General features: G+C 60.6%; 19 protein-coding genes and 1 pseudogene. 5 read left to right on the forward strand and 15 right to left on the reverse strand.

Features of this window, described 5'->3' with window-relative positions; translation table 11 throughout:
- Positions 1–51: 51 nt before the first annotated feature.
- From ruvB to QMK47_RS22870, 8 genes and pseudogenes are all read right to left on the reverse strand, one after another.
- Entirely contained in the window at positions 52–1,113 is a 1,062-nt protein-coding gene (gene ruvB / locus QMK47_RS22835) for a Holliday junction branch migration DNA helicase RuvB (protein ID WP_003178599.1), read from the reverse strand.
- Positions 1,114–1,722 (reverse strand): Holliday junction branch migration protein RuvA, encoded by a 609-nt coding sequence (gene ruvA / locus QMK47_RS22840; protein ID WP_058542614.1) that lies wholly within the window; start codon positions 1,720–1,722, stop codon positions 1,114–1,116.
- A gap of 115 nt (positions 1,723–1,837) precedes the next feature.
- The gene (ruvC, locus tag QMK47_RS22845) at positions 1,838–2,362 is read right to left on the reverse strand and encodes a crossover junction endodeoxyribonuclease RuvC (RefSeq protein ID WP_003178595.1); all 525 of its coding nucleotides are present in this window, start codon (positions 2,360–2,362) and stop codon (positions 1,838–1,840) included.
- Positions 2,363–2,525: 163 nt separating this feature from the next.
- A complete protein-coding gene (locus QMK47_RS22850; protein ID WP_018614256.1) occupies positions 2,526–3,272 on the reverse strand; it encodes a YebC/PmpR family DNA-binding transcriptional regulator in 747 nt (248 codons plus the stop codon).
- A 120-nt stretch (positions 3,273–3,392) separates the two neighbouring features.
- Entirely contained in the window at positions 3,393–5,168 is a 1,776-nt protein-coding gene (aspS, locus tag QMK47_RS22855) for an aspartate--tRNA ligase (RefSeq protein ID WP_014339921.1), read from the reverse strand.
- Positions 5,169–5,243: 75 nt separating this feature from the next.
- Positions 5,244–5,465 carry an FmdB family zinc ribbon protein gene (locus QMK47_RS22860; RefSeq protein ID WP_003178589.1) on the reverse strand — a complete coding sequence of 74 codons (222 nt, stop codon included), beginning with the start codon at positions 5,463–5,465 and terminating at the stop codon, positions 5,244–5,246.
- Between the two features lie 207 nt (positions 5,466–5,672).
- Positions 5,673–6,014 (reverse strand): ribbon-helix-helix domain-containing protein, encoded by a 342-nt coding sequence (locus QMK47_RS22865; RefSeq protein WP_214509416.1) that lies wholly within the window; start codon positions 6,012–6,014, stop codon positions 5,673–5,675.
- A 147-nt stretch (positions 6,015–6,161) separates the two neighbouring features.
- A pseudogene (locus tag QMK47_RS22870) lies at positions 6,162–6,290 on the reverse strand (hypothetical protein); the annotation flags it as partial.
- Positions 6,291–6,512: 222 nt separating this feature from the next.
- Between QMK47_RS22870 and QMK47_RS22875 the strand changes: the two are divergent.
- Positions 6,513–7,118, forward strand: a complete 606-nt coding sequence (locus QMK47_RS22875; RefSeq protein WP_003205048.1) for a cold-shock protein — start codon at positions 6,513–6,515, stop codon at positions 7,116–7,118.
- Between the two features lie 77 nt (positions 7,119–7,195).
- On the opposite strand, the gene QMK47_RS22880 is transcribed toward QMK47_RS22875, so the two are convergent.
- Both QMK47_RS22880 and QMK47_RS22885 read right to left on the reverse strand, forming a co-directional pair.
- Positions 7,196–7,402 (reverse strand): SlyX family protein, encoded by a 207-nt coding sequence (locus QMK47_RS22880; protein ID WP_253477576.1) that lies wholly within the window; start codon positions 7,400–7,402, stop codon positions 7,196–7,198.
- A gap of 3 nt (positions 7,403–7,405) precedes the next feature.
- On the reverse strand, positions 7,406–7,831 hold the full coding sequence (locus QMK47_RS22885) for an HIT family protein (RefSeq protein ID WP_253477579.1): 426 nt from the start codon (positions 7,829–7,831) through the stop codon (positions 7,406–7,408).
- Positions 7,832–8,718: 887 nt separating this feature from the next.
- On the opposite strand from QMK47_RS22885, the gene QMK47_RS22890 reads away from it, so the two are divergent.
- Positions 8,719–10,047 carry an OprD family porin gene (locus tag QMK47_RS22890; protein WP_214509413.1) on the forward strand — a complete coding sequence of 443 codons (1,329 nt, stop codon included), beginning with the start codon at positions 8,719–8,721 and terminating at the stop codon, positions 10,045–10,047.
- A 134-nt stretch (positions 10,048–10,181) separates the two neighbouring features.
- Here QMK47_RS22890 and QMK47_RS22895 read toward each other — a convergent pair whose 3' ends face one another.
- Positions 10,182–11,024 (reverse strand): mechanosensitive ion channel family protein, encoded by an 843-nt coding sequence (locus QMK47_RS22895; RefSeq protein ID WP_214509412.1) that lies wholly within the window; start codon positions 11,022–11,024, stop codon positions 10,182–10,184.
- Between the two features lie 83 nt (positions 11,025–11,107).
- Complete coding sequence (locus QMK47_RS22900; RefSeq protein ID WP_003205057.1) at positions 11,108–11,593, reverse strand: YajQ family cyclic di-GMP-binding protein; 486 nt, start codon at positions 11,591–11,593, stop codon at positions 11,108–11,110.
- 142 nt (positions 11,594–11,735) lie between these two features.
- On the opposite strand from QMK47_RS22900, the gene QMK47_RS22905 reads away from it, so the two are divergent.
- Genes QMK47_RS22905 through QMK47_RS22915 form a run of 3 tightly spaced genes read left to right on the forward strand, consistent with a single transcriptional unit; the run spans position 11,736 to position 15,320 of the window.
- Positions 11,736–12,653, forward strand: coding sequence for a putative 2-dehydropantoate 2-reductase (locus tag QMK47_RS22905; RefSeq protein ID WP_320389371.1), 918 nt, complete (start codon positions 11,736–11,738; stop codon positions 12,651–12,653).
- Between the two features lie 46 nt (positions 12,654–12,699).
- Positions 12,700–14,736, forward strand: coding sequence for an ATP-binding protein (locus tag QMK47_RS22910; RefSeq protein ID WP_214509410.1), 2,037 nt, complete (start codon positions 12,700–12,702; stop codon positions 14,734–14,736).
- A gap of 2 nt (positions 14,737–14,738) precedes the next feature.
- On the forward strand, positions 14,739–15,320 hold the full coding sequence (locus QMK47_RS22915; RefSeq protein ID WP_258689213.1) for a cob(I)yrinic acid a,c-diamide adenosyltransferase: 582 nt from the start codon (positions 14,739–14,741) through the stop codon (positions 15,318–15,320).
- Between the two features lie 117 nt (positions 15,321–15,437).
- Here the strand turns inward: QMK47_RS22915 and QMK47_RS22920 are convergent, their stop codons facing one another.
- From QMK47_RS22920 to argJ, 3 genes are all read right to left on the reverse strand, one after another.
- Entirely contained in the window at positions 15,438–16,382 is a 945-nt protein-coding gene (locus QMK47_RS22920) for a Nudix family hydrolase (protein WP_253477589.1), read from the reverse strand.
- Positions 16,379–17,011, reverse strand: coding sequence for a glutathione S-transferase family protein (locus QMK47_RS22925; protein ID WP_253477592.1), 633 nt, complete (start codon positions 17,009–17,011; stop codon positions 16,379–16,381). The genes QMK47_RS22920 and QMK47_RS22925 overlap by 4 nt, the downstream gene beginning before the upstream one ends.
- A 160-nt stretch (positions 17,012–17,171) precedes the next feature.
- Positions 17,172–18,389 carry a bifunctional glutamate N-acetyltransferase/amino-acid acetyltransferase ArgJ gene (gene argJ, locus QMK47_RS22930; protein WP_057452545.1) on the reverse strand — a complete coding sequence of 406 codons (1,218 nt, stop codon included), beginning with the start codon at positions 18,387–18,389 and terminating at the stop codon, positions 17,172–17,174.
- Positions 18,390–18,434 lie beyond the last annotated feature (45 nt).

Here is an 18,434-nt window from a genome sequence, read left to right on the forward strand (position 1 = left end):
GCGTCGTCTGGGACAGCACGAACTGGAAAAAAGTCGGCGTACAGAGCTCGTTCAATCGTCCACGGCATCGAGGAATTCGTCTACCACCGGCATCTCACCCATTCGTGTCGGGATGTTTAAGCCAAAATGCAGATAAGCATGACGGGTCACCACGCGCCCGCGAGGGGTACGCATGATGTAGCCCTGCTGGATCAGGTACGGTTCCAGCACATCTTCAATGGTGTGGCGCTCTTCACTGATGGCCGCGGCCAGGCTGTCCACGCCCACCGGGCCACCGTCGAACTTCTCGATCATGGTCAGCAGCAGGCGCCGGTCCTGGTGGTCGAAACCACGCTCGTCGATGTCCAGCAGGTTCAATGCCAGGTCGGCAATCGGCTTGGTGATGTGGCCCTTGGCCCGGACTTCGGCAAAATCCCGGACCCGGCGCAGCAGGCGGTTGGCGATCCGCGGCGTGCCCCGGGCACGCCGGGCGATCTCATACGCACCGTCCGGATCCAGCGGCAACCCGAGGATGCCCGCCGAGCGGCTGACAATCGTCGCCAGGTCGGCGTTGTTGTAGAACTCCAGGCGCTGGACGATACCGAAGCGGTCCCGCAACGGGTTGGTCAGCATGCCAGCGCGGGTGGTGGCGCCCACCAGGGTGAAGGGCGGCAGGTCCAACTTGATGGAGCGTGCCGCCGGTCCTTCGCCGATCATGATGTCGAGCTGGAAATCTTCCATGGCCGGGTACAGCACTTCCTCGACGATCGGCGACAGCCGATGGATTTCGTCGATGAACAGCACATCATGGGGCTCAAGGTTGGTCAGCAGCGCCGCCAGGTCACCCGGCCGCTCAAGGACCGGCCCGGACGTGCTCTTGATCGAGACGCCCATTTCCTGGGCAATGATGTTGGCCAGGGTGGTCTTGCCCAGGCCCGGCGGGCCGAAGATCAAGGTGTGGTCCAGCGACTCGCTGCGCCCACGGGCGGCCTGGATGAACAATTCCATCTGCTCGCGCACGGTCGGTTGACCGATGTAGTCGGCCAGGCTGACAGGACGAATCGCGCGGTCCTGGATTTCCTCGCGGTCACGGGGCGCGCCCGTGGCGGCGATCAGGCGGTCAGCTTCAATCACTTAAATCATTCCCTTCAGGGCACGACGAATCATGTCTTCAGTGCTCAGGCCTTTTTCCTTGATAGCGGAAATCGCCTTGCTGGCTTCCTGCGGCTTGTAGCCCAGGGAGATCAGCGCGGTGACTGCATCGTTTTCGGCGCTGACCGCAGGCGCAGGCGCGTCCGGCTGGTTCGGCACCAGGGCGAACATCGCCGGCACCGCCTCCCAGGCCTTGAAGCGGTCCTTGAGTTCGACCAGCAGGCGCTCGGCGGTTTTCTTGCCCACACCCGGCACCTTGGTCAGGGCCGAGGTGTCCTGGGACTGCACACAACGCACCAATTCATCGACTTCCAGGCTCGACATCAAGGCCAGGGCCAGTTTCGGGCCGACGCCATTGAGACGGATCAGTTCGCGAAAGAAGTCCCGCTCGCGCTTGCCGACAAAGCCATAGAGTAACTGCGCATCCTCGCGCACGACCAAATGGGTGTGCAGGGTCAGCGGCTCGCCGACCGACGGCAAGCGATACAGCGTGGTCATGGGCACTTCCAGCTCATAGCCCAGGCCGTTTACATCCAGAATCAGGTGCGGCGGCTGTTTTTCAGCCAGGGTGCCGCGCAAGCGTCCAATCACGTTTCAGATCCTTGGGTGTTGGCCAGCCTGCTGGCTGGCGAGTAACAGCCCGTGCATGAAGGCCGACGACACAGGCGCAAGATGCTCGGGCTCACGAAAGATTGCGCTGATGCTATCAGAGACGCAGGCGCCCGCCACGACTGCGTGCGGTTCCCAGGCCGTGAGGCAACAGGCTGGAACGGGTATGGGCATGGCAAATGGCAATGGCCAGGGCGTCGGAGGCATCGATCTGCGGCTTGCTGACCAGTTTCAACAGGTGCATCACCATCATTTGCACCTGCTCCTTGTTCGCCGCCCCGGTTCCGACGACTGCCTGCTTGACCTGGGTCGCGCTGTACTCGGCGATTTCCAGGTTTTCCTCGGCGCCGGCAACGATTGCCGCGCCCCGGGCCTGTCCCAGCTTCAAGGCCGAGTCGGCGTTGCGCGCCATGAAAACCTTTTCGATGCCCATGGTGACCGGGCCGTAGGTCTGGATAACTTCGCGCACGCCGCGATAAACGATCTGCAAGCGCTCGTGCAGTTCACCCGCCCCGGTGCGGATGCAACCAGACGCGACGTACACGCAGCCGCGCCCGGTATCGCGAACCACACCGTAGCCGGTGATGCGCGAACCAGGGTCGATACCAAGGATTAAAGTCATAGCGCCTGCGGTTTGAAGGGGAGTTATCCAGACCTGTGGGAGCGAGCTTGCTCGCGATGGCGTCGGGTCAGCAAGCACTGTGTTGACTGACGTATCGCTATCGCGAGCAAGCTCGCTCCCACAGGTTGATCATTGGCAATCGTCAATATTTGAACAGGCCTTCTCAGCCGAGCTGTTCAGCCACCGACTCCGGGATATCCGCGTTAGAGTAGACGTTCTGCACATCGTCCAGGTCTTCAAGCATGTCGATCAGCTTGAGCACCTTCTCGGCGCCTTCCAGGTCCAGTTCGGCACTGGTGGTCGGCTGCATGACGATCTCTGCGTCGGCAGGCTTGAAGCCGGCCGCCTCCAGGGCGTTGCGCACGGCATAGAAGCTGGCGAACGAAGTGAACACGTCGAACGAGCCGTCTTCGTGGCTGACCACGTCATCGGCGTCGGCCTCCAAGGCCGCTTCCGTCAGGGCATCTTCATCGAGGCCCGGCGCGAAGCTGATCTGCCCCTTGCGCTCGAACAGATAGGCCACCGAGCCGTCGGTGCCCAGGTTGCCACCGCATTTGCTGAACGCGTGACGCACGGCGGCGGCAGTACGGTTGCGGTTGTCGGTCATGCATTCGACCATCACCGCCACACCGCCCGGGCCATAACCTTCGTAGGTCAGCTCTTCAACGTTGTCGGCCTCGGTCGCACCGGCGCCACGGGCGATGGCCCGGTCGATGATGTCACGGCTCATGTTGGCACCCAGCGCCTTGTCCAGGGCCAGGCGCAAGCGCGGGTTGGAACCCGGGTCGCCGCCACCCTGGCGGGCCGCGACCGTCAGCTCACGGATCCACTTGGTGAAGATCTTGCCTCTCTTGGCATCCTGACGTTCTTTGCGGTGCTTGATGTTCGCCCACTTGGAATGACCTGCCATAACTCGCTCCGTTTCTCTTTGGAACATTGCCCGCCCTGCGCGCACGCAGTGGCCGGCAATCAGAAATATCGACCCCAATGAAAAGGCGCATCCGAAGATGCGCCCTCTCAGGTGCCAGCCTTACTCAGCCTTTGGCTGTTCACGCAGACGAATGTGCAACTCGCGCAATGCCTTGGCGTCCACCACACCCGGCGCCTGGGTCATGACATCGGCCGCGCTCTGGGTTTTCGGGAACGCGATCACTTCACGGATCGACTGGGCGCCGGTCATCAGCATCACCAGGCGGTCCAGGCCGAAGGCCAGGCCACCGTGGGGCGGTGCACCGTATTTCAGGGCGTCGAGCAGGAAGCCGAACTTCTCTTCCTGCTCGGCTTCGTTGATGCCCAGCAGGCGGAACACGGCCTGTTGCATTTCCTTGCGATGGATACGGATCGAACCGCCACCCAGCTCGGTGCCGTTCAGGACCATGTCGTAAGCGCGCGACAGAGCGGTGGCCGGGTTGGCCTCCAACTCTTGCGGCGAGCACTTCGGCGCGGTGAACGGGTGGTGCAGCGCCGAGAAGCTGCCGTCGTCGTTTTCTTCGAACATCGGGAAGTCAACGACCCACATTGGCGCCCACTCGCAAGTCAGCAGCTTCAGGTCGTGACCCAGCTTGATGCGCAGCGCGCCCAGGGCTTCGCTGACGATCTTGGCCTTGTCGGCGCCGAAGAACACGATGTCGCCGTCAACCGCGCCCACCCGATCGAGGATCACATTGAGGTTGGCTTCAGGGATGTTTTTCACGATCGGCGATTGCAGGCCATCAACACCCGCGGCGCGCTCGTTGACCTTGATGTAGGCCAGCCCCTTGGCACCGTAGATGCCGACGAACTTGGTGTAGTCGTCGATCTGCTTGCGCGGCATGCTGGCCCCGCCAGGAACGCGCAGAGCTGCGATACGGCATTTCGGGTCGTTGGCCGGGCCGCTGAACACCTTGAAATCCACTTCCTTGAGCTGGTCAGCCACGTCCACCAGCTCCAGCGGGTTACGCAGGTCCGGCTTGTCGGAACCGTAGCGGCGCATGGCCTCTTCGAAGGTCATGTGCGGGAACTCGCCGAATTCCAGACCCAGCACTTCCTTGAACAGGTTGCGGATCATGCCTTCGGTCAGGCCCATGATGTCTTTTTCGTCGAGGAAGCTGGTCTCGATGTCGATCTGAGTGAACTCAGGCTGACGGTCGGCACGCAGGTCTTCGTCGCGGAAGCACTTGGCGATCTGGTAATAGCGGTCGAACCCGGCAACCATCAGCAGTTGCTTGAACAGCTGTGGCGATTGCGGCAAGGCGAAGAAGCTGCCGGGGTGGGTACGGCTCGGTACCAGGTAGTCGCGGGCGCCTTCCGGCGTGGCGCGGGTCAGGATCGGCGTCTCGACGTCGAGGAAGCCGTTCTCGTCCAGGTAACGACGGATGCTGGTGGTCATGCGCGAACGCAGGCGCAGCTTCTCGGCCATTTCCGGGCGACGCAGGTCGATGAAGCGGTAGCGCAGGCGGGTTTCTTCGCCCACGTCGGAGTATTCGTTGAGCGGGAACGGCGGGGTTTCCGATTCGTTGAGCACTTCCAGTTCGTAGCCCAGCACTTCGATCATGCCAGACGCCATGTTGGCGTTGCCGGCGCCAGCCGGGCGCAGACGCACCTTGCCGGTGACCTTGACCACGTATTCGCTGCGCACGCGGTCGGCGGCGGCGAAGGTTTCAGCGCGGTCCGGATCGAACACCACCTGGGCCAGGCCTTCACGATCACGGATATCGAGGAAAATCACCCCGCCATGGTCACGGCGACGATGGACCCATCCGCAAAGAGTAACTTCCTGACCTTCCAGGCTTTCGTTCAGTTGGCCGCAATAATGGCTGCGCATCATGATAGTGGTTTCACTTCTCGTAATTCGAAATTCGGTTGGAGGACCTGCCCGTGCAAGCACTCGCGCGTGTTCAACTCAATCAGCTTTGTCGCCACCGGCCAAATTCTTCTTGGCGCCGGTCTTGAAGTCGGTTTCATACCAGCCTGTGCCGCCGAGGCGGAAACCAGGCATGGACAGCATCTTTTTCAGTTCTGGCGCCTGGCAGGCAGGGCAGTCGACCAGCGGTGCCGCGCTGATCTTTTGAATGGCTTCCATCTGATGACCACAGGAAGCACATTGATAGTCGTACATCGGCATGGGGTTGTCTCGGCGATCAGGTTACTCGCGCAAAGGCTGGGCTTTGCGGCAAAGAGCGGGATTATATCCATTAAATGCGGCCTGTGCAGCCGTAAGACCGCGTGTAGGAGCTGACGAGTGCAACGAGGCTGCGATCTTGCCCCAGACACTTGAGTCGCAAGCGAAAAATCAAGATCAAGATCAAAAGATCGCAGCCTTCGGCAGCTCCTACGCCCCACCATGCTCCATCCCGGCGTCCTTCAAGCTGTGCACCACGCAGACCACACGCACCAGCGCGCTGAAATTGCGCACCCCGCCATGGCGCAGGTGCACCTCCCTGTCGACATGGGACAACAACGTACTGATGGAACAGCGGTTGAGCTGGGCCATGTCGCCGAGGATATCCCAATAGACCTGTTCCAGCCGCAGACAGGTGGCGAACCCGTTCAGACGAATGGATCGGGCCAGGGGACGCACCAGCTGCATGTCGAACCCCCTGACGAACGGATCGACGCGGATGGACTGAAAGCGTCCACGCACACCCTCCTCCGGTTCTTTTCCTTGAATCATACCGTTGACACTCCTTTGCCATACGAGCCTCTCAGTTGGAACACTCCATCTGTGGCTCTATGGAAGCTCAACGGCATCGCCAGTTCCAGACGACTTTATGACCATGGGCGTAGGACAAGCCAACAGCAGGCAGGCGACGAATTACGTCGTCCTACACGCCGCACGCTGGGAATGTGGCCCACGCCACGTCATCACTTGCCGGATCATGTCTTCGGCACCCGGCACGCCTCCCTCTTCTTTAATAGAAGAAAGGCGCGCGTACACCGAGTAAGCACCGGCGGGACTTTTCTGGCCGACGAACAGCGCGGTACGTGCCCGTAACGAGTTTGAGAAGGCCGGGGCTTTGCTGTTAAATAGGCAGTGTGTCGCTACGCTTATTTTCCCGGGTGTGGCGCATAGGCTGATTCGGGTACGTGTCCAACGCCTCTCATTGTTTCGAAGCGAACCGCCCCCGACCAGCTCTTCCTTGTGATCTGTCTTAACCGTGAGCCAATCAAAATGTTGAAAATCGTCCACTTGCTAATGGGCGCAGCTGCCCTGCTGCTGTCCTTCATCCCTAGCCTGGGTTCCGAAGCCACACCTTACCTGCAACACCCCGATGCACTGTACCTGGCCTTTTTCGGCCTGCTCAACCTGACCCTTGCACCCGTCATTCCTTACTGGAACAAAGGTCCACGTCACCAACTGCAAAACCTGGTCAGCGCCCTGCTGGTGCTGGCCGTCGCCCTGCAAACCCTGGCCCTGCTGGCGCCCATGCCGGAAATCGGTGGTCAACCGGCCATTCTGTTCAGCCTGGGCGCAGCACTGCTCGCCGTGGCACTGCACCTGGCCGTCAGCTTCTACAAGAAGTCGTCGCCGGCCGCCGCTGCGCAGAACTACGACATGTCCAACCGCGATACCGGCACGGTGAAGTGGTTCAATACGTCCAAGGGGTTCGGCTTCATCTCCCGCGACTCCGGCGATGACATTTTCGTGCATTTCCGGGCCATTCGTGGCGAAGGCCATCGCGTCCTGGTGGAAGGCCAGCGCGTGGAGTTCTCCGTAATGAACCGCGACAAGGGCCTGCAGGCCGAAGATGTGATCGCCGCGCTGCCGCGCCGCTGATCCCAGCGTAAAAAAACCGCGATGCAGCCTGGCTGCTCGCGGTTTTTTATTGCCCGTCAAACGAGAGTCGGGCCCAGTCAGTAGTGAGGCGGCGGCGCCTCTTCTTCGAACGACTCGAACTGCCCGACCATTTCTTCCTGGCGCTTGAGCAACGCCGCCATCTGCAGCTGCAGCCGCTCGACGATCCGCTGCTGCTCCACAAGCACATCGTTCAATGCCTGGATGGTGTCATCCTGAAACGCCAGGCGGCTTTCCAGATCGGTTACGCGGTCTTCAAGGTTCATGGTTCAACCCTCCAGAAACTTGAAATCATCGGTCAAGGCCACTCGCAACCGTTCACGAATGGCCGCGACCTGCCCTGCATTATAAGGCTGGGCCGAGTGCTTGCCCCAGACCGGCGCAGGCCAGGCGGCGTCATCACGCTTACGCACGATGACATGCATGTGCAATTGACTGACAACGTTACCCAAGGTTGCAACGTTCATCTTGTCGGCATCAAACGAATCCTTGAGGGTTTCGGCCAACGCCGTGGTTTCTTTCCACAGCTGCTGTTGATCAGCGTCATCCAATTGAAACAATTCGCTGATATCTTCCCGCCGCGGTACGAGGATGAACCACGGGTAGTTCGAATCGTTGGACAAGAGCAATCGGCACAACGGGAAATCACCGATGGGCAATGTGTCTTGTTGCAGTCGTGGATCTAAAGCGAACACCGCGTGTACTCCTCGCTCGTTATCGGTTCTGCCCGGTTTGGCGGCCCGCAGGCCTGCATCGGACTCAGACGCGCAGCATACCTGCGAACGCCGGATCGATCACTGCGTACCGTCCTGATGCCCGGTCTTCGAATGTTTTTTTCAACACACCGCATCAACCTGTGCAAGCTGACGCACCAACACGGCGCAGGCGGCACGACAGGGTCCTGACAGGACCGTGCCAGGGCTCGGGAAAGGCATCGAGGCTGTAAGATTTTCGTACAGCTTGAAAATTTTTTGCACCAAAACTGCACAGTGCGTCTACGCTCAGTGCACAAAGTATCCGTGATTTACTCACTGGGTAGGGTGAACCGGTAACGTTTTTGATTGTCTTGCCACGTTTGCCGGCGTCAAACACGAGAGCCGCACACGAGTCAACCCTATTTAAAACAAGGCCTTTGGAGCCCGGTTTCATGAGGTTTCACCGAGTCAATCGGTAAAATGTGAAAAAAATGTAAACGAAATCCGGGTTTGAGCATGCTTGTTGCATTCATCCCCGCACTGTCCAAAGGACCCGCCGGAAATGGGAACCTGCCGACATACAAATTAAAGTGGCAAGGCTGCCCTCAGGAGCTTCAAACGCGGTAATGACGGACTCTTTACACCGATGCCGGAAAAGAAAAAACAACATTAAAGTTGTGAATACGGTTGCGTCGGAACAGCTGAAATGCGACATGGATCGAGCCATTGGCGACATGGTCGTAAAGAAGCTGAAAGGTTGAATGGGCAAGTATCGCCAATAGGGTCGGCGTGATATAAGTTTGCGCCGACACAAAAAGAAAGAGCCGCCCAGATAATAAAACAGGTGGGACGGCAGTACTCTTCTAAAACCAAAGGAGCAAATCACGATGCGCGTGATGAAGTGGAGCATGATCGCACTGGCAGTTGCAGCAGCAGCCAGTACTCAAATGGCCTCGGCCGCACCTTTCGTAAGTGACCAGGCTGAAGCCAAAGGTTTTGTTGAAGATGCCAGCGCTAAACTGCTGCTGCGCAACTACTACTTCAACCGTGATCGCAAAGATGGCGCAACCGATCAGAAAGACTGGACCCAAGGTATCTGGGGCAACTTCAACTCCGGTTACACCCAAGGCACCGTAGGCGTCGGCGTTGATGCGTTCGGTTACCTGGCAGTCAAACTGGACGGCGGTGACGGCACTGGCGGCACCGGCAACATGAGCCGCGATGCCGATGGCCACGTCAACGACAGCCAAGGCAAAGCCGGCGCGGCGGTTAAATTCCGCGTCTCCAAGACCGAGCTGAAAGTCGGTGACCAGCAGCCAAGCACTGCCCCAGTGTTCGCTGTCGGTGGCTCCCGTGTCCTGCCTCAAACTGCCAGCGGTTTCCAACTGCAGAGCAGCGAAGTCAAAGACCTTGACCTCGAAGCCGGCCACTTCTACTCGGCAACCAGCCAGGACCGTAACGCTCGTGATGGCGGCCTGTTTGCAACCTACGCTGGCGTAGAAGCCAACACCATCGACTACGCTGGTGGTAAATATGCATTCAGCGACAACCTGAGCGCATCGATCTACGGCGCCCAGCTGGAAGACATCTGGAACCAGTACTACGGTAACCTGAACTACACCATCCCAATGGGTGGCGATCAGTCCCTGAACCTGGACGGTAACATCTACCGCACCACCGACACTGGCAGCTCCAAGGCTGGTGAGATCAGCAACACCGCGTTCTCCCTCGCAGCTGCTTTCTCGTTCCTGAAAGCGCACACCATCACCGTTGGCTTCCAGAAAATCAACGGCGACACGCCGTTCGACTACATCGGTGTAGGCAAGAACAACCGCGGCGGCGACTCGATCTTCCTCGCCAACTCCATCCAGTACTCTGACTTCAACGGTCCTAACGAGAAATCTGCCCAGGTCCGTTACGACATCAAGATGGCTGAGTACGGCGTTCCTGGTCTGAGCTTCATGACCCGTTACGTTAAAGGTTGGGACATCGACGGCACCAACACTCCAGCAGGCAGCCCTTACGCTGGTCTGTACGGTGCAGACGGCAAGCACAACGAAACCAACTTGGAAGCCAAGTACGTTGTTCAGTCTGGCCCGGCCAAAGATCTTTCCTTCCGTGTTCGTCAAGCCTGGCACTACGCTAACGCTGACGAAGGCGAAGGCGATATCAAAGAGTTCCGCCTGATCGTCGACTACCCGATTTCGGTTCTGTAATCACCGAAAGCTAGTTCGCGGTAATCAAAAAAAGGCCCATCCTCGGATGGGCCTTTTTTATTGGCTTTAGTTAACCGACCCACTCTTTCTAAAAATCTGATCAAGCGGTCAAACATGAGCCGAACGACTGATCGTTACACCGATGTCGATTCCTGAACCACCCGAATCACTCGCTGTGGAAACGGAATATCAATACCGGCGTCCTTCAAACGATCGCGCGCCTGCTCATTGAGCATGAAGATCACGCTCCAGTAATCCGCCGTTTTTACCCATGCCCGCAACGACACAGTGATCGAACTGTCGCCCAAGGTGGAAATCACCGCTTCCGGTGCTGGATCGGCCAGCACGCGCTCATCCTTGGCCAACGCCAACAACACCTCCCGGGCTTTCTGCAGGTCAGCCTGATAATCCACGCCGACATCGAACACTACCTTGCGGGTCGGCTGGCGATTGGTGTTGGTGATGATGCCGTTCGACAGATTGCCGTTTGGCACGATGACGGTCTTGTTGTCACCGGTGCGAATCACGGTGTGGAAGATCTGGATGCTGTCGACCGTACCGGCCACACCCTGGGCTTCGATCCAGTCACCGATGCGGAACGGGCGAAACAGCAGGATCAGCACGCCACCGGCGAAGTTCGCCAGGCTACCTTGCAGGGCCAGGCCAATCGCCAGGCCGGCCGCACCGATAGCGGCGACGAACGAAGTGGTTTCCACACCGATCATCGAAGCGACACTGACGATCAGCAATATCTTCAGGATGATGTTTGCCAGGGTACTGATAAACCCTTGCAGCGCCAGGTCGGCGTTACGCAAAGCCAGCAGCGCACCCAGTTTCTGCGTCACCTTGTTGATCAACCACCAGCCGATGGCCAGGGTGATGACGGCCAGCAGCACGCGGCTGCCGTATTCCATGATCATGGGGATCCAGGTCTGGGAAGCCTTGACCAGGTTGTCCACTTCAGCATTCAAATCCATCTTTCTCTCCTATTCCTGTTGCACGCGGCATTTTGTGGCGCGGAGATTTATCCCCGCGCCACAATGTTTAATACAACCCAGTATCAGTCGCGGAAGTTGTTGAATTGCAGCGGCATGCCGAATTCCTTGCCCCGCAGTGCCGCAATGGCTTCCTGCAAGTCGTCACGCTTCTTGCCGGTGACTCGCACCTGCTCGCCCTGGATGGCGGCTTGCACCTTGAGCTTGGCGTCCTTGATATGAGCGACGATCTTCTTCGCCAGCTCCTTGTCGATGCCTTCCTTGAGCACGGCTTCCTGCTTCATCAGCTTGCCCGAGGCATAGGCGTCCTTGACCTCAAGGCACTGCACGTCGATCTTGCGCTTGACCAGCGCCAGCTTGAGGATCTCGATCATCGCCTCGAGCTGGAAGTCGGCCTCGGCGGTCAGGTTCACGGTCAGGTCTTTTTCCTTGAACTCGAAACTGCCCTTGCCCTTGAGGTCATAACGACGGTCGAGTTCCTTGACGGCGTTTTCAACCGCGTTGGTGACTTCGTGCTTGTCCAGTTCGGATACCACGTCGAATGACGGCATGTAGTGTTCTCCAAATAAAAAGGCGCGCCAGTATCAACGGCGCGCGCTTGGCTTGTGGTTAAAATCGGGCTCATTATAACGGCTCTTTTCCTGCCGACACTGCGAGCCCTCAGATGCCTGCGCCAATCCGAGTAAAAAACTGATGTCTACCACCTGGCATGTCCTGGGGGCCGGCAGTCTCGGCACGTTGTGGGCCACGCGCCTGGCCCGGGCCGGGTTGCCGGTTCGGCTGGTGTTGCGCAACGAAGCCCGCCTGCAGGCCTACCGCAGCGCCGGCGGCCTGACGCTGGTGGAACAGGGCCAGGCGCAGAGCTACCCGATACCTGGCGAAACGGCGGACAACCCGGAACCGATCAGGCGCCTGCTATTGGCCTGCAAAGCCTACGACGCGGAAGCGGCCGTGGCCTCGGTGGCCCATCGCCTGGACGCCGAATCGGAACTGATCCTGTTGCAGAACGGCCTCGGCAGCCAGGATGCGGTGGCCAATTGCGTCCCCCAAGCCCGTTGCCTCAGCGCCTCCAGCACCGAAGGCGCGTTCCGCGACGGTGACTGGCGCGTGGTATTCGCCGGCCACGGCTACACCTGGCTGGGCGACCCTGCTCACCCAGTGGCGCCGTTCTGGCTCGACGACCTGGCCGCTGCCGGCATTCCCCACGAGTGGAGCGCCGACATCCTCACCCGGCTCTGGCGCAAGCTGGCGCTCAATTGCGCAATCAACCCGCTGACCGTGCTGCACCACTGCAAGAACGGCGGCTTGCAGGAACACCGCTGCGAAGTGGCGACCTTATGCGCAGAGCTCACCGACCTGCTCGAACGCTGCGGCCAGCCCGCGGCGGCCGAAGATTTGCAGCCGGAAGTCGAACGGGTGATCCAGGCCACCGCCGCCAATTACTCCTCGATGTACCAGGATGTCGCCAATCGGCGCCGCACCGAAATCAGCTACTTGCTCGGTTATGCCTGCAAGGTCGCCCAACGCCATGAACTGAGCGTGCCGCACCTGGAACAACTGCGACAGCGACTGATTGTCCACTTGCACAACCTCGGATTGCCCAGCGACTGAGCAGCGGCTACGCTGGCCCTCGTATTCCTTTTTAGCGACGAGTCTGATGCCATTGCGCCAGCGCCTTGAAAACCTCCCGGTCGGCCAGAAACTGCTGGCCGCCCTGTTGGTGTTGTTGACCACTGTCCTGCTGGTGGCCAACCTGACCTTTATCAGCGCCGCCTACTACATCTCCCAGGAAAGCATGGCACCCCAGGCCCTGCAGACCATTGGCCGACTGGTGGCCAATCCGAGCCTGATCTCCGACGCCCTGCAATCGCCACAAAGTGCCCAGCGCTTGCTCGACGAGCTCAACAGCTACGCACCGCTGCGGGCGGCGGCGCTGTACGACGGCCAGGGCGAACGCCTGGCACAACTGCAACAGGGCGAAAAGCTCAAGCTGCCGGACCAATACCGCAACATACAAACCTGGCAGGCGGGCGAATTTCGCAGCAACCAGGTCATTACCCTGCCCCGCCCCGGCACGCTGCCCGGCCATCTGTTACTGGTGGCCAGCAGCGAATTGCCGACCGCGTTCTACACCGGCACCCTGACTGCCAGCCTCGGCATCCTGATTTTCAGCGTGTTGCTGTGGCTGATCATTGCCCAGCAGATCAAGCGCCTGATCACCCAGCCGATTCATCAACTTGAAGAACTGTCACGCCAGGTCACTCGCGAAGAGAACTATGCCCTGCGTGCCGCACGCGGCAACCACGATGAGATCGGCAGCCTGGCCGAGGCGTTCAACACCATGTTGTCGCGGATCGAAGCCCGGGAGCAGCAACTCAAGCGCGCGCGGGACGATTCCCAGGCCGCCTACGACCAGGCCCAGGGCCTGGCGGAAGAAACCCGCCATACCAATCGCAAGCTGGAGCTGGAAGTCCAGGTGCGCAGCAAGATCGAGAAAAAGCTCACCGGTTTCCAGAATTACCTCAACAGCATCATCGACTCCATGCCGTCGGCGCTAATCGCCCTCGACGAGCAGCTCTACGTCACCCAATGGAACCAGGAAGCCAGCGCCCTCTCCGGCACACGGCTGGACGAGGCGCTGAACCAGCCGATCTTCCTCGCTTTCGAACCGCTCAAGCCGTACCTGCCCCAACTCAAGCAGACCGTCGAGCAGCACACGGTGGCCAAGATCGAACGCGTCACCTGGACCAAGGACGACGAAGCCCGCCACTACGCCCTCACCTTCTACCCACTGATGGGGGGCGCCGGGCGTGGCGTGGTCATCCGGATCGATGACATCACCCAGCGCCTGTCGCTGGAAGAAATGATGGTGCAATCGGAGAAAATGCTCTCGGTCGGCGGCCTCGCGGCGGGCATGGCCCATGAAATCAACAACCCGTTGGGCGCGATCCTGCACAACGTGCAGAACATCCGCCGACGCCTGTCGCCGGAACTGCCCAAGAACCTCGAACAGGCCGAGCTGCTGGGTATCCCGTTAGAGGAGGTCAATCGTTACCTCCAGGGTAGGGAGATCCCGCAGTTGCTCGACGGCATCCAGCAAGCCGGCGCCCGGGCGGCAAAAATCGTTACCCACATGCTCAGTTTCAGTCGGCGCAGTACCCGGCAAATGGCGCCTTGCGACCTGCCCGCGCTGATCGACCAGGCAGTGGAAATCGCCGGCAACGACTTCGACCTGGCCATCGGCTTCGACTTCAAGGGCCAGGCGATCACCCGTCAATTCGATCCGAACCTGGGCCCGGTACCCGGTACGGCCAACGAGCTGGAACAGGTGCTGCTCAATCTGCTGAAAAACGCCGCCCAGGCGATCCATCAACGCCAGGACGACAGCGAACCGGGGCGTATCATCCTGCGTACGCGGTTGAATCCACCGTGGGCGGAAATCCAGGTCGAGGACAACGGCATCGGCATGAGCGAGAACGTGCGCAAACGCACCTTCGAGCCTTTCTTCACCACCAAGGAGATCGGCCAGGGCACGGGCCTGGGGCTGTCGGTCTCGTACTTCATCATCACCAACAACCACAAGGGCCAGATGGAAGTGCAGTCGGCGCCGGGTCAAGGCACCTGCTTCACCTTGCGCCTGCCCCTGGCGGGCACTTCGATGGTGCCGCAGGAAAACAGACAACTGGAGCGCTGAGCATGGGTTTTCGCCTGTCGAAGATTTACACCCGCACCGGCGACAAAGGTGAAACCGGGTTGGGCGATGGTCGCCGCGTGGCAAAGGACCACCCACGGGTCGAGGCCATCGGCGAAGTGGATACACTGAATAGCCAACTGGGTTTATTGCTGGCCGGGCTCGCCACTGAAACGACCCGACATCCGGGGCTGAAGGAGGTCAGTGACGTGCTGGCGCCTTGTCAGCACCGTCTGTTCGACCTCGGCGGGGAACTGGCGATGCCGGCTTATCAGGCCTTGAACGTCGCGGAAATCGAGCGGCTGGAAGCGGCGATCGATGGGTGGAACGAGGAATTGGGCCCCCTGGAAAACTTCATCCTGCCCGGTGGCTCGACGCTGGTAGCCCAGGCCCACGTCTGCCGCAGCCTGGCCCGCAGCGCCGAGCGGCGTTGCCAGCAACTGAACGCCATGGAACCGCTGGCCGGGCCGGGGCTGGCCTATATCAATCGGTTGTCGGATCTGCTGTTCGTGGCCGCGCGGGTCATTGCCCGGCGGCAAGGGGTGGCGGAAGTGCTTTGGGTGGCGGCGGCCAAGCCTGGGGGCTGAATCGTTCTTGAGGCCGCCATCGCGAGCAAGCTCGCTCCCACACGGGATCTTCGACGCTCACAGAACCCCTGTGGGAGCGAGCTTGCTCGCGATGGCGTCAGCGGTTACACCACAAAATCAAGCCTCAGGCCAAAACGCCCGAATCCCCGCCACACCCTGCGCCCCGGCCTCCCAGGCTTTTTGTCGCTCGCCAGGCCCGACTCCGCCCAACAGATAAACCGGCCTGTTAAAGCCCTCGATCAACCGCGCCGCCTCTGCCCACCCCAACGGCTGTGCGTCAGGATGGGTCTGGGTCGGTTGCACCGGCGAGAGCGTGACGAAGTCCACGTCCATCTGCTGCGCCAGGGACAGTTCCTCGGCGTTATGGCAGGAGGCCGCCAGCCAGCGGTCCTTGCCGAACGGTCGACCGGCCGCAGCATGCTTGCGCAGTTGTGCGGCGGTAATGTGCCAGCCAGCGGAAGGAAAATCCCCCAGCCATTCGAACGGCCCCTTGAGCATCAGCTGGGCCTTGCCGGCACACAGCCCCGCCGCGTCCACCGCCAGATCGCGGTATTGCGGGTCGTAACCATTGGGGGCACGTAGCTGGACCAACTTGATCCCACCGGCAATCGCCTTCTGCATGCCGCGCAGCAAGGCCGGCGTCTCAAGACCTTCAGGGGTAATCAGGTACTCGCCCGGCAAACGGGCCGCCGCGACGATCGGCTGATTGGCGGCCGGAAACTCATAGTTCGTCAGGTCGCGGGCCGTCACCCAAGCCAACGGCTGCCCTTCGGCACCGTGGGGCTCACCGGTGAACGCAGAGACTTCCCAGACATCCAGCAACACCTGTTTGTCCGGGTAGTCGTGACGCACCTTGATCAACGGTCGAGCAGCCTCGACGACAATGCCCAGCTCTTCATGAAGTTCGCGGGCCAGGGCGGTTTCGACGGACTCATCGGCCTCGACCTTGCCACCGGGGAACTCCCACAGGCCGCCCTGGTGCTGGGTGTCGGCCCGTCGGGCGATCAGGATTTTACCGGCGGCATCGCGGATGACCGCCGCCGCCACATGGACTCGTTTCACCGCGCAGTGTCCTCCAGGCCAGCTTGTTGCCACGCCTTGAACGCTGGCCATTGATATAGGGTTTCGACGTAGGCCTCATCGACCTCCGACAGTTTCACCTGATAAGTGCGCAAGCGCACGGCAACAGGAGCAAAAAACGCATCGGCCAGGCTCACGCGGCCAAACAGATAGGGACCGGTTTCGGTCGCCGTGGCACGGCATTCGGCCCATAGCGCCAGCATCCGCTGGATTTCCGCCTGCACATCAGATGGCATCGGCGACAACGGCGCATCGTGCAGCAGGTCCATGGGCATGTGGCTGCGCAGGGCAAAAAAACCGCTGTGCATCTGCGCACAGGCCGAGCGTGCCTGGGCCCGGGCGGCCACATCCTTGGGCCAGAGACTGGCCTCGGGAAACTGTTCAGCCAGGTATTCGGCAATCGCCAGGGAATCGGCGATCACGCCGAACTCGGTCTTGAGCAACGGGACCTTGGCCGTGGCCGAATACTTGAGCAGCTTCTCGCGGGTGTCGGGTTGATCGAGCCTGACCAGCTCTTCGGTGTACTTCGCGCCGGTCAGCGCCAGGGCCAACGCGCCGCGCAGGGACCAGGAAGATAGATCTTTGTCGCCGATGATCAGGTGCAGGCTCATGTGGATTCCTTTCTTGTGGTTCTGAGGTGTCTGTTCTGGCGCCATCGCGAGCAAGCTCGCTCCCACAGTGGATCGGTGGTGTGAACACTTTCTAAGTCACCCAACAAATCCCTGTGGGAGCGAGCTTGCTCGCGATTGGAGCAGCTCGCTCCCGGGCCTGTTAAGTCCGGTACTCAGCGTTGATCTTCACGTACTCGTGGGACAGGTCGGTGGTCCAGATGGTTTCGCTGCAATCCCCCCGTCCCAGCTCGATACGGATGGTGATTTCTTCCTGTTGCATGACCGCCGCGCCCTGGGCTTCGGTGTAGGTCGCAGCGCGAGCGCCTTGGCTGGCGATGCAGACTTCACCGAGGAACACGTCGATCTTGCTCACGTCCAGCTCAGGCACGCCGGCACGGCCAACGGCGGCGAGAATGCGGCCCCAGTTCGGGTCGGAGGCGAACAGCGCGGTCTTGATCAGCGGCGAGTGGGCCACGGTGTAGCCAACATCCAGGCATTCCTGGTGATTGCCACCGCCGTTGACCTGCACGGTCACGAACTTGGTCGCGCCTTCGCCGTCACGGACGATGGCCTGGGCCACTTCCATGCACACTTCAAACACCGCCTGTTTCAGAGCCGCGAACAGCGGGCCGCTGGCTTCGGTGATTTCCGGCAGGCTAGCCTTGCCGGTGGCGATCAGCATGCAGCAGTCGTTGGTGGAGGTGTCGCCGTCGATGGTGATGCGGTTGAACGACTTGTTGGCACCGTCGAGCATCAGGTCTTGCAGCACCTGGCGCGAGACTTTGGCGTCGGTGGCGATGTAGCCGAGCATGGTCGCCATGTTCGGGCGGATCATGCCAGCGCCTTTGCTGATACCGGTGACCGTGATGGTCACGCCATCGTGCTCGAACTGGCGGCTCGCGCCCTTGGGCAAGGTGTCGGTGGTCATGATGCCGGTGGCGGCCGCGGCCCAATTGTTTTCCGACAGGTCATCGAGCGCGGCTTGCAGCGCGCCTTCGATCTTCTCGACCGGCAGCGGCTCGCCGATCACGCCAGTGGAATACGGCAGCACCTGGCTGGCATCGACACCGGTCAGCTCAGCCAGCTTGGCGCAAGTACGCTCGGCAGCGGCCAGGCCTGGCGCGCCGGTACCGGCGTTGGCGTTACCGGTGTTGGTCAGCAGGTAACGCACCGGCCCCTGCACGCGCTGCTTGGCCAGGATGACCGGCGCGGCGCAAAAGGCATTGAGGGTGAACACGCCAGCGACCGTCGAGCCTTCGGCGCAACGCATGACCACGACGTCCTTGCGCCCGGGGCGCTTGATGCCCGCCGAGGCAATACCGAGTTCAAAACCGGCAACCGGGTGCAACGTTGGCAACGGACCAAGACCAACAGCCATGAATGCGCTCCTAAATGAGATGTCTATCGACGCCGTCCTCATCGA

This window comes from Pseudomonas sp. P9_35 (genome assembly GCF_034008205.1).
Lineage (GTDB): Bacteria > Pseudomonadota > Gammaproteobacteria > Pseudomonadales > Pseudomonadaceae > Aquipseudomonas > Aquipseudomonas kilonensis.

Excerpts from the sequence above, each read along its gene's own strand:
- QMK47_RS22850 (WP_018614256.1), bottom strand. The coding sequence starts at position 3,272 with ATGGCAGGTCATTCCAAGTGGGCGAACATCAAGCACCGCAAAGAACGT.
- argJ (WP_057452545.1), bottom strand. The coding sequence starts at position 18,389 with ATGGCTGTTGGTCTTGGTCCGTTGCCAACGTTGCACCCGGTTGCCGGT.
- QMK47_RS22865 (WP_214509416.1), bottom strand. The coding sequence starts at position 6,014 with ATGATTCAAGGAAAAGAACCGGAGGAGGGTGTGCGTGGACGCTTTCAG.
- QMK47_RS22910 (WP_214509410.1), top strand. The coding sequence starts at position 12,700 with ATGCCATTGCGCCAGCGCCTTGAAAACCTCCCGGTCGGCCAGAAACTG.
- QMK47_RS22890 (WP_214509413.1), top strand. The coding sequence starts at position 8,719 with ATGCGCGTGATGAAGTGGAGCATGATCGCACTGGCAGTTGCAGCAGCA.
- QMK47_RS22895 (WP_214509412.1), bottom strand. The coding sequence starts at position 11,024 with ATGGATTTGAATGCTGAAGTGGACAACCTGGTCAAGGCTTCCCAGACC.
- QMK47_RS22900 (WP_003205057.1), bottom strand. The coding sequence starts at position 11,593 with ATGCCGTCATTCGACGTGGTATCCGAACTGGACAAGCACGAAGTCACC.
- QMK47_RS22880 (WP_253477576.1), bottom strand. The coding sequence starts at position 7,402 with ATGAACCTTGAAGACCGCGTAACCGATCTGGAAAGCCGCCTGGCGTTT.
- aspS (WP_014339921.1), bottom strand. The coding sequence starts at position 5,168 with ATGATGCGCAGCCATTATTGCGGCCAACTGAACGAAAGCCTGGAAGGT.
- ruvC (WP_003178595.1), bottom strand. The coding sequence starts at position 2,362 with ATGACTTTAATCCTTGGTATCGACCCTGGTTCGCGCATCACCGGCTAC.
- QMK47_RS22860 (WP_003178589.1), bottom strand. The coding sequence starts at position 5,465 with ATGCCGATGTACGACTATCAATGTGCTTCCTGTGGTCATCAGATGGAA.
- QMK47_RS22915 (WP_258689213.1), top strand. The coding sequence starts at position 14,739 with ATGGGTTTTCGCCTGTCGAAGATTTACACCCGCACCGGCGACAAAGGT.
- QMK47_RS22875 (WP_003205048.1), top strand. The coding sequence starts at position 6,513 with ATGTTGAAAATCGTCCACTTGCTAATGGGCGCAGCTGCCCTGCTGCTG.
- QMK47_RS22925 (WP_253477592.1), bottom strand. The coding sequence starts at position 17,011 with ATGAGCCTGCACCTGATCATCGGCGACAAAGATCTATCTTCCTGGTCC.
- QMK47_RS22905 (WP_320389371.1), top strand. The coding sequence starts at position 11,736 with ATGTCTACCACCTGGCATGTCCTGGGGGCCGGCAGTCTCGGCACGTTG.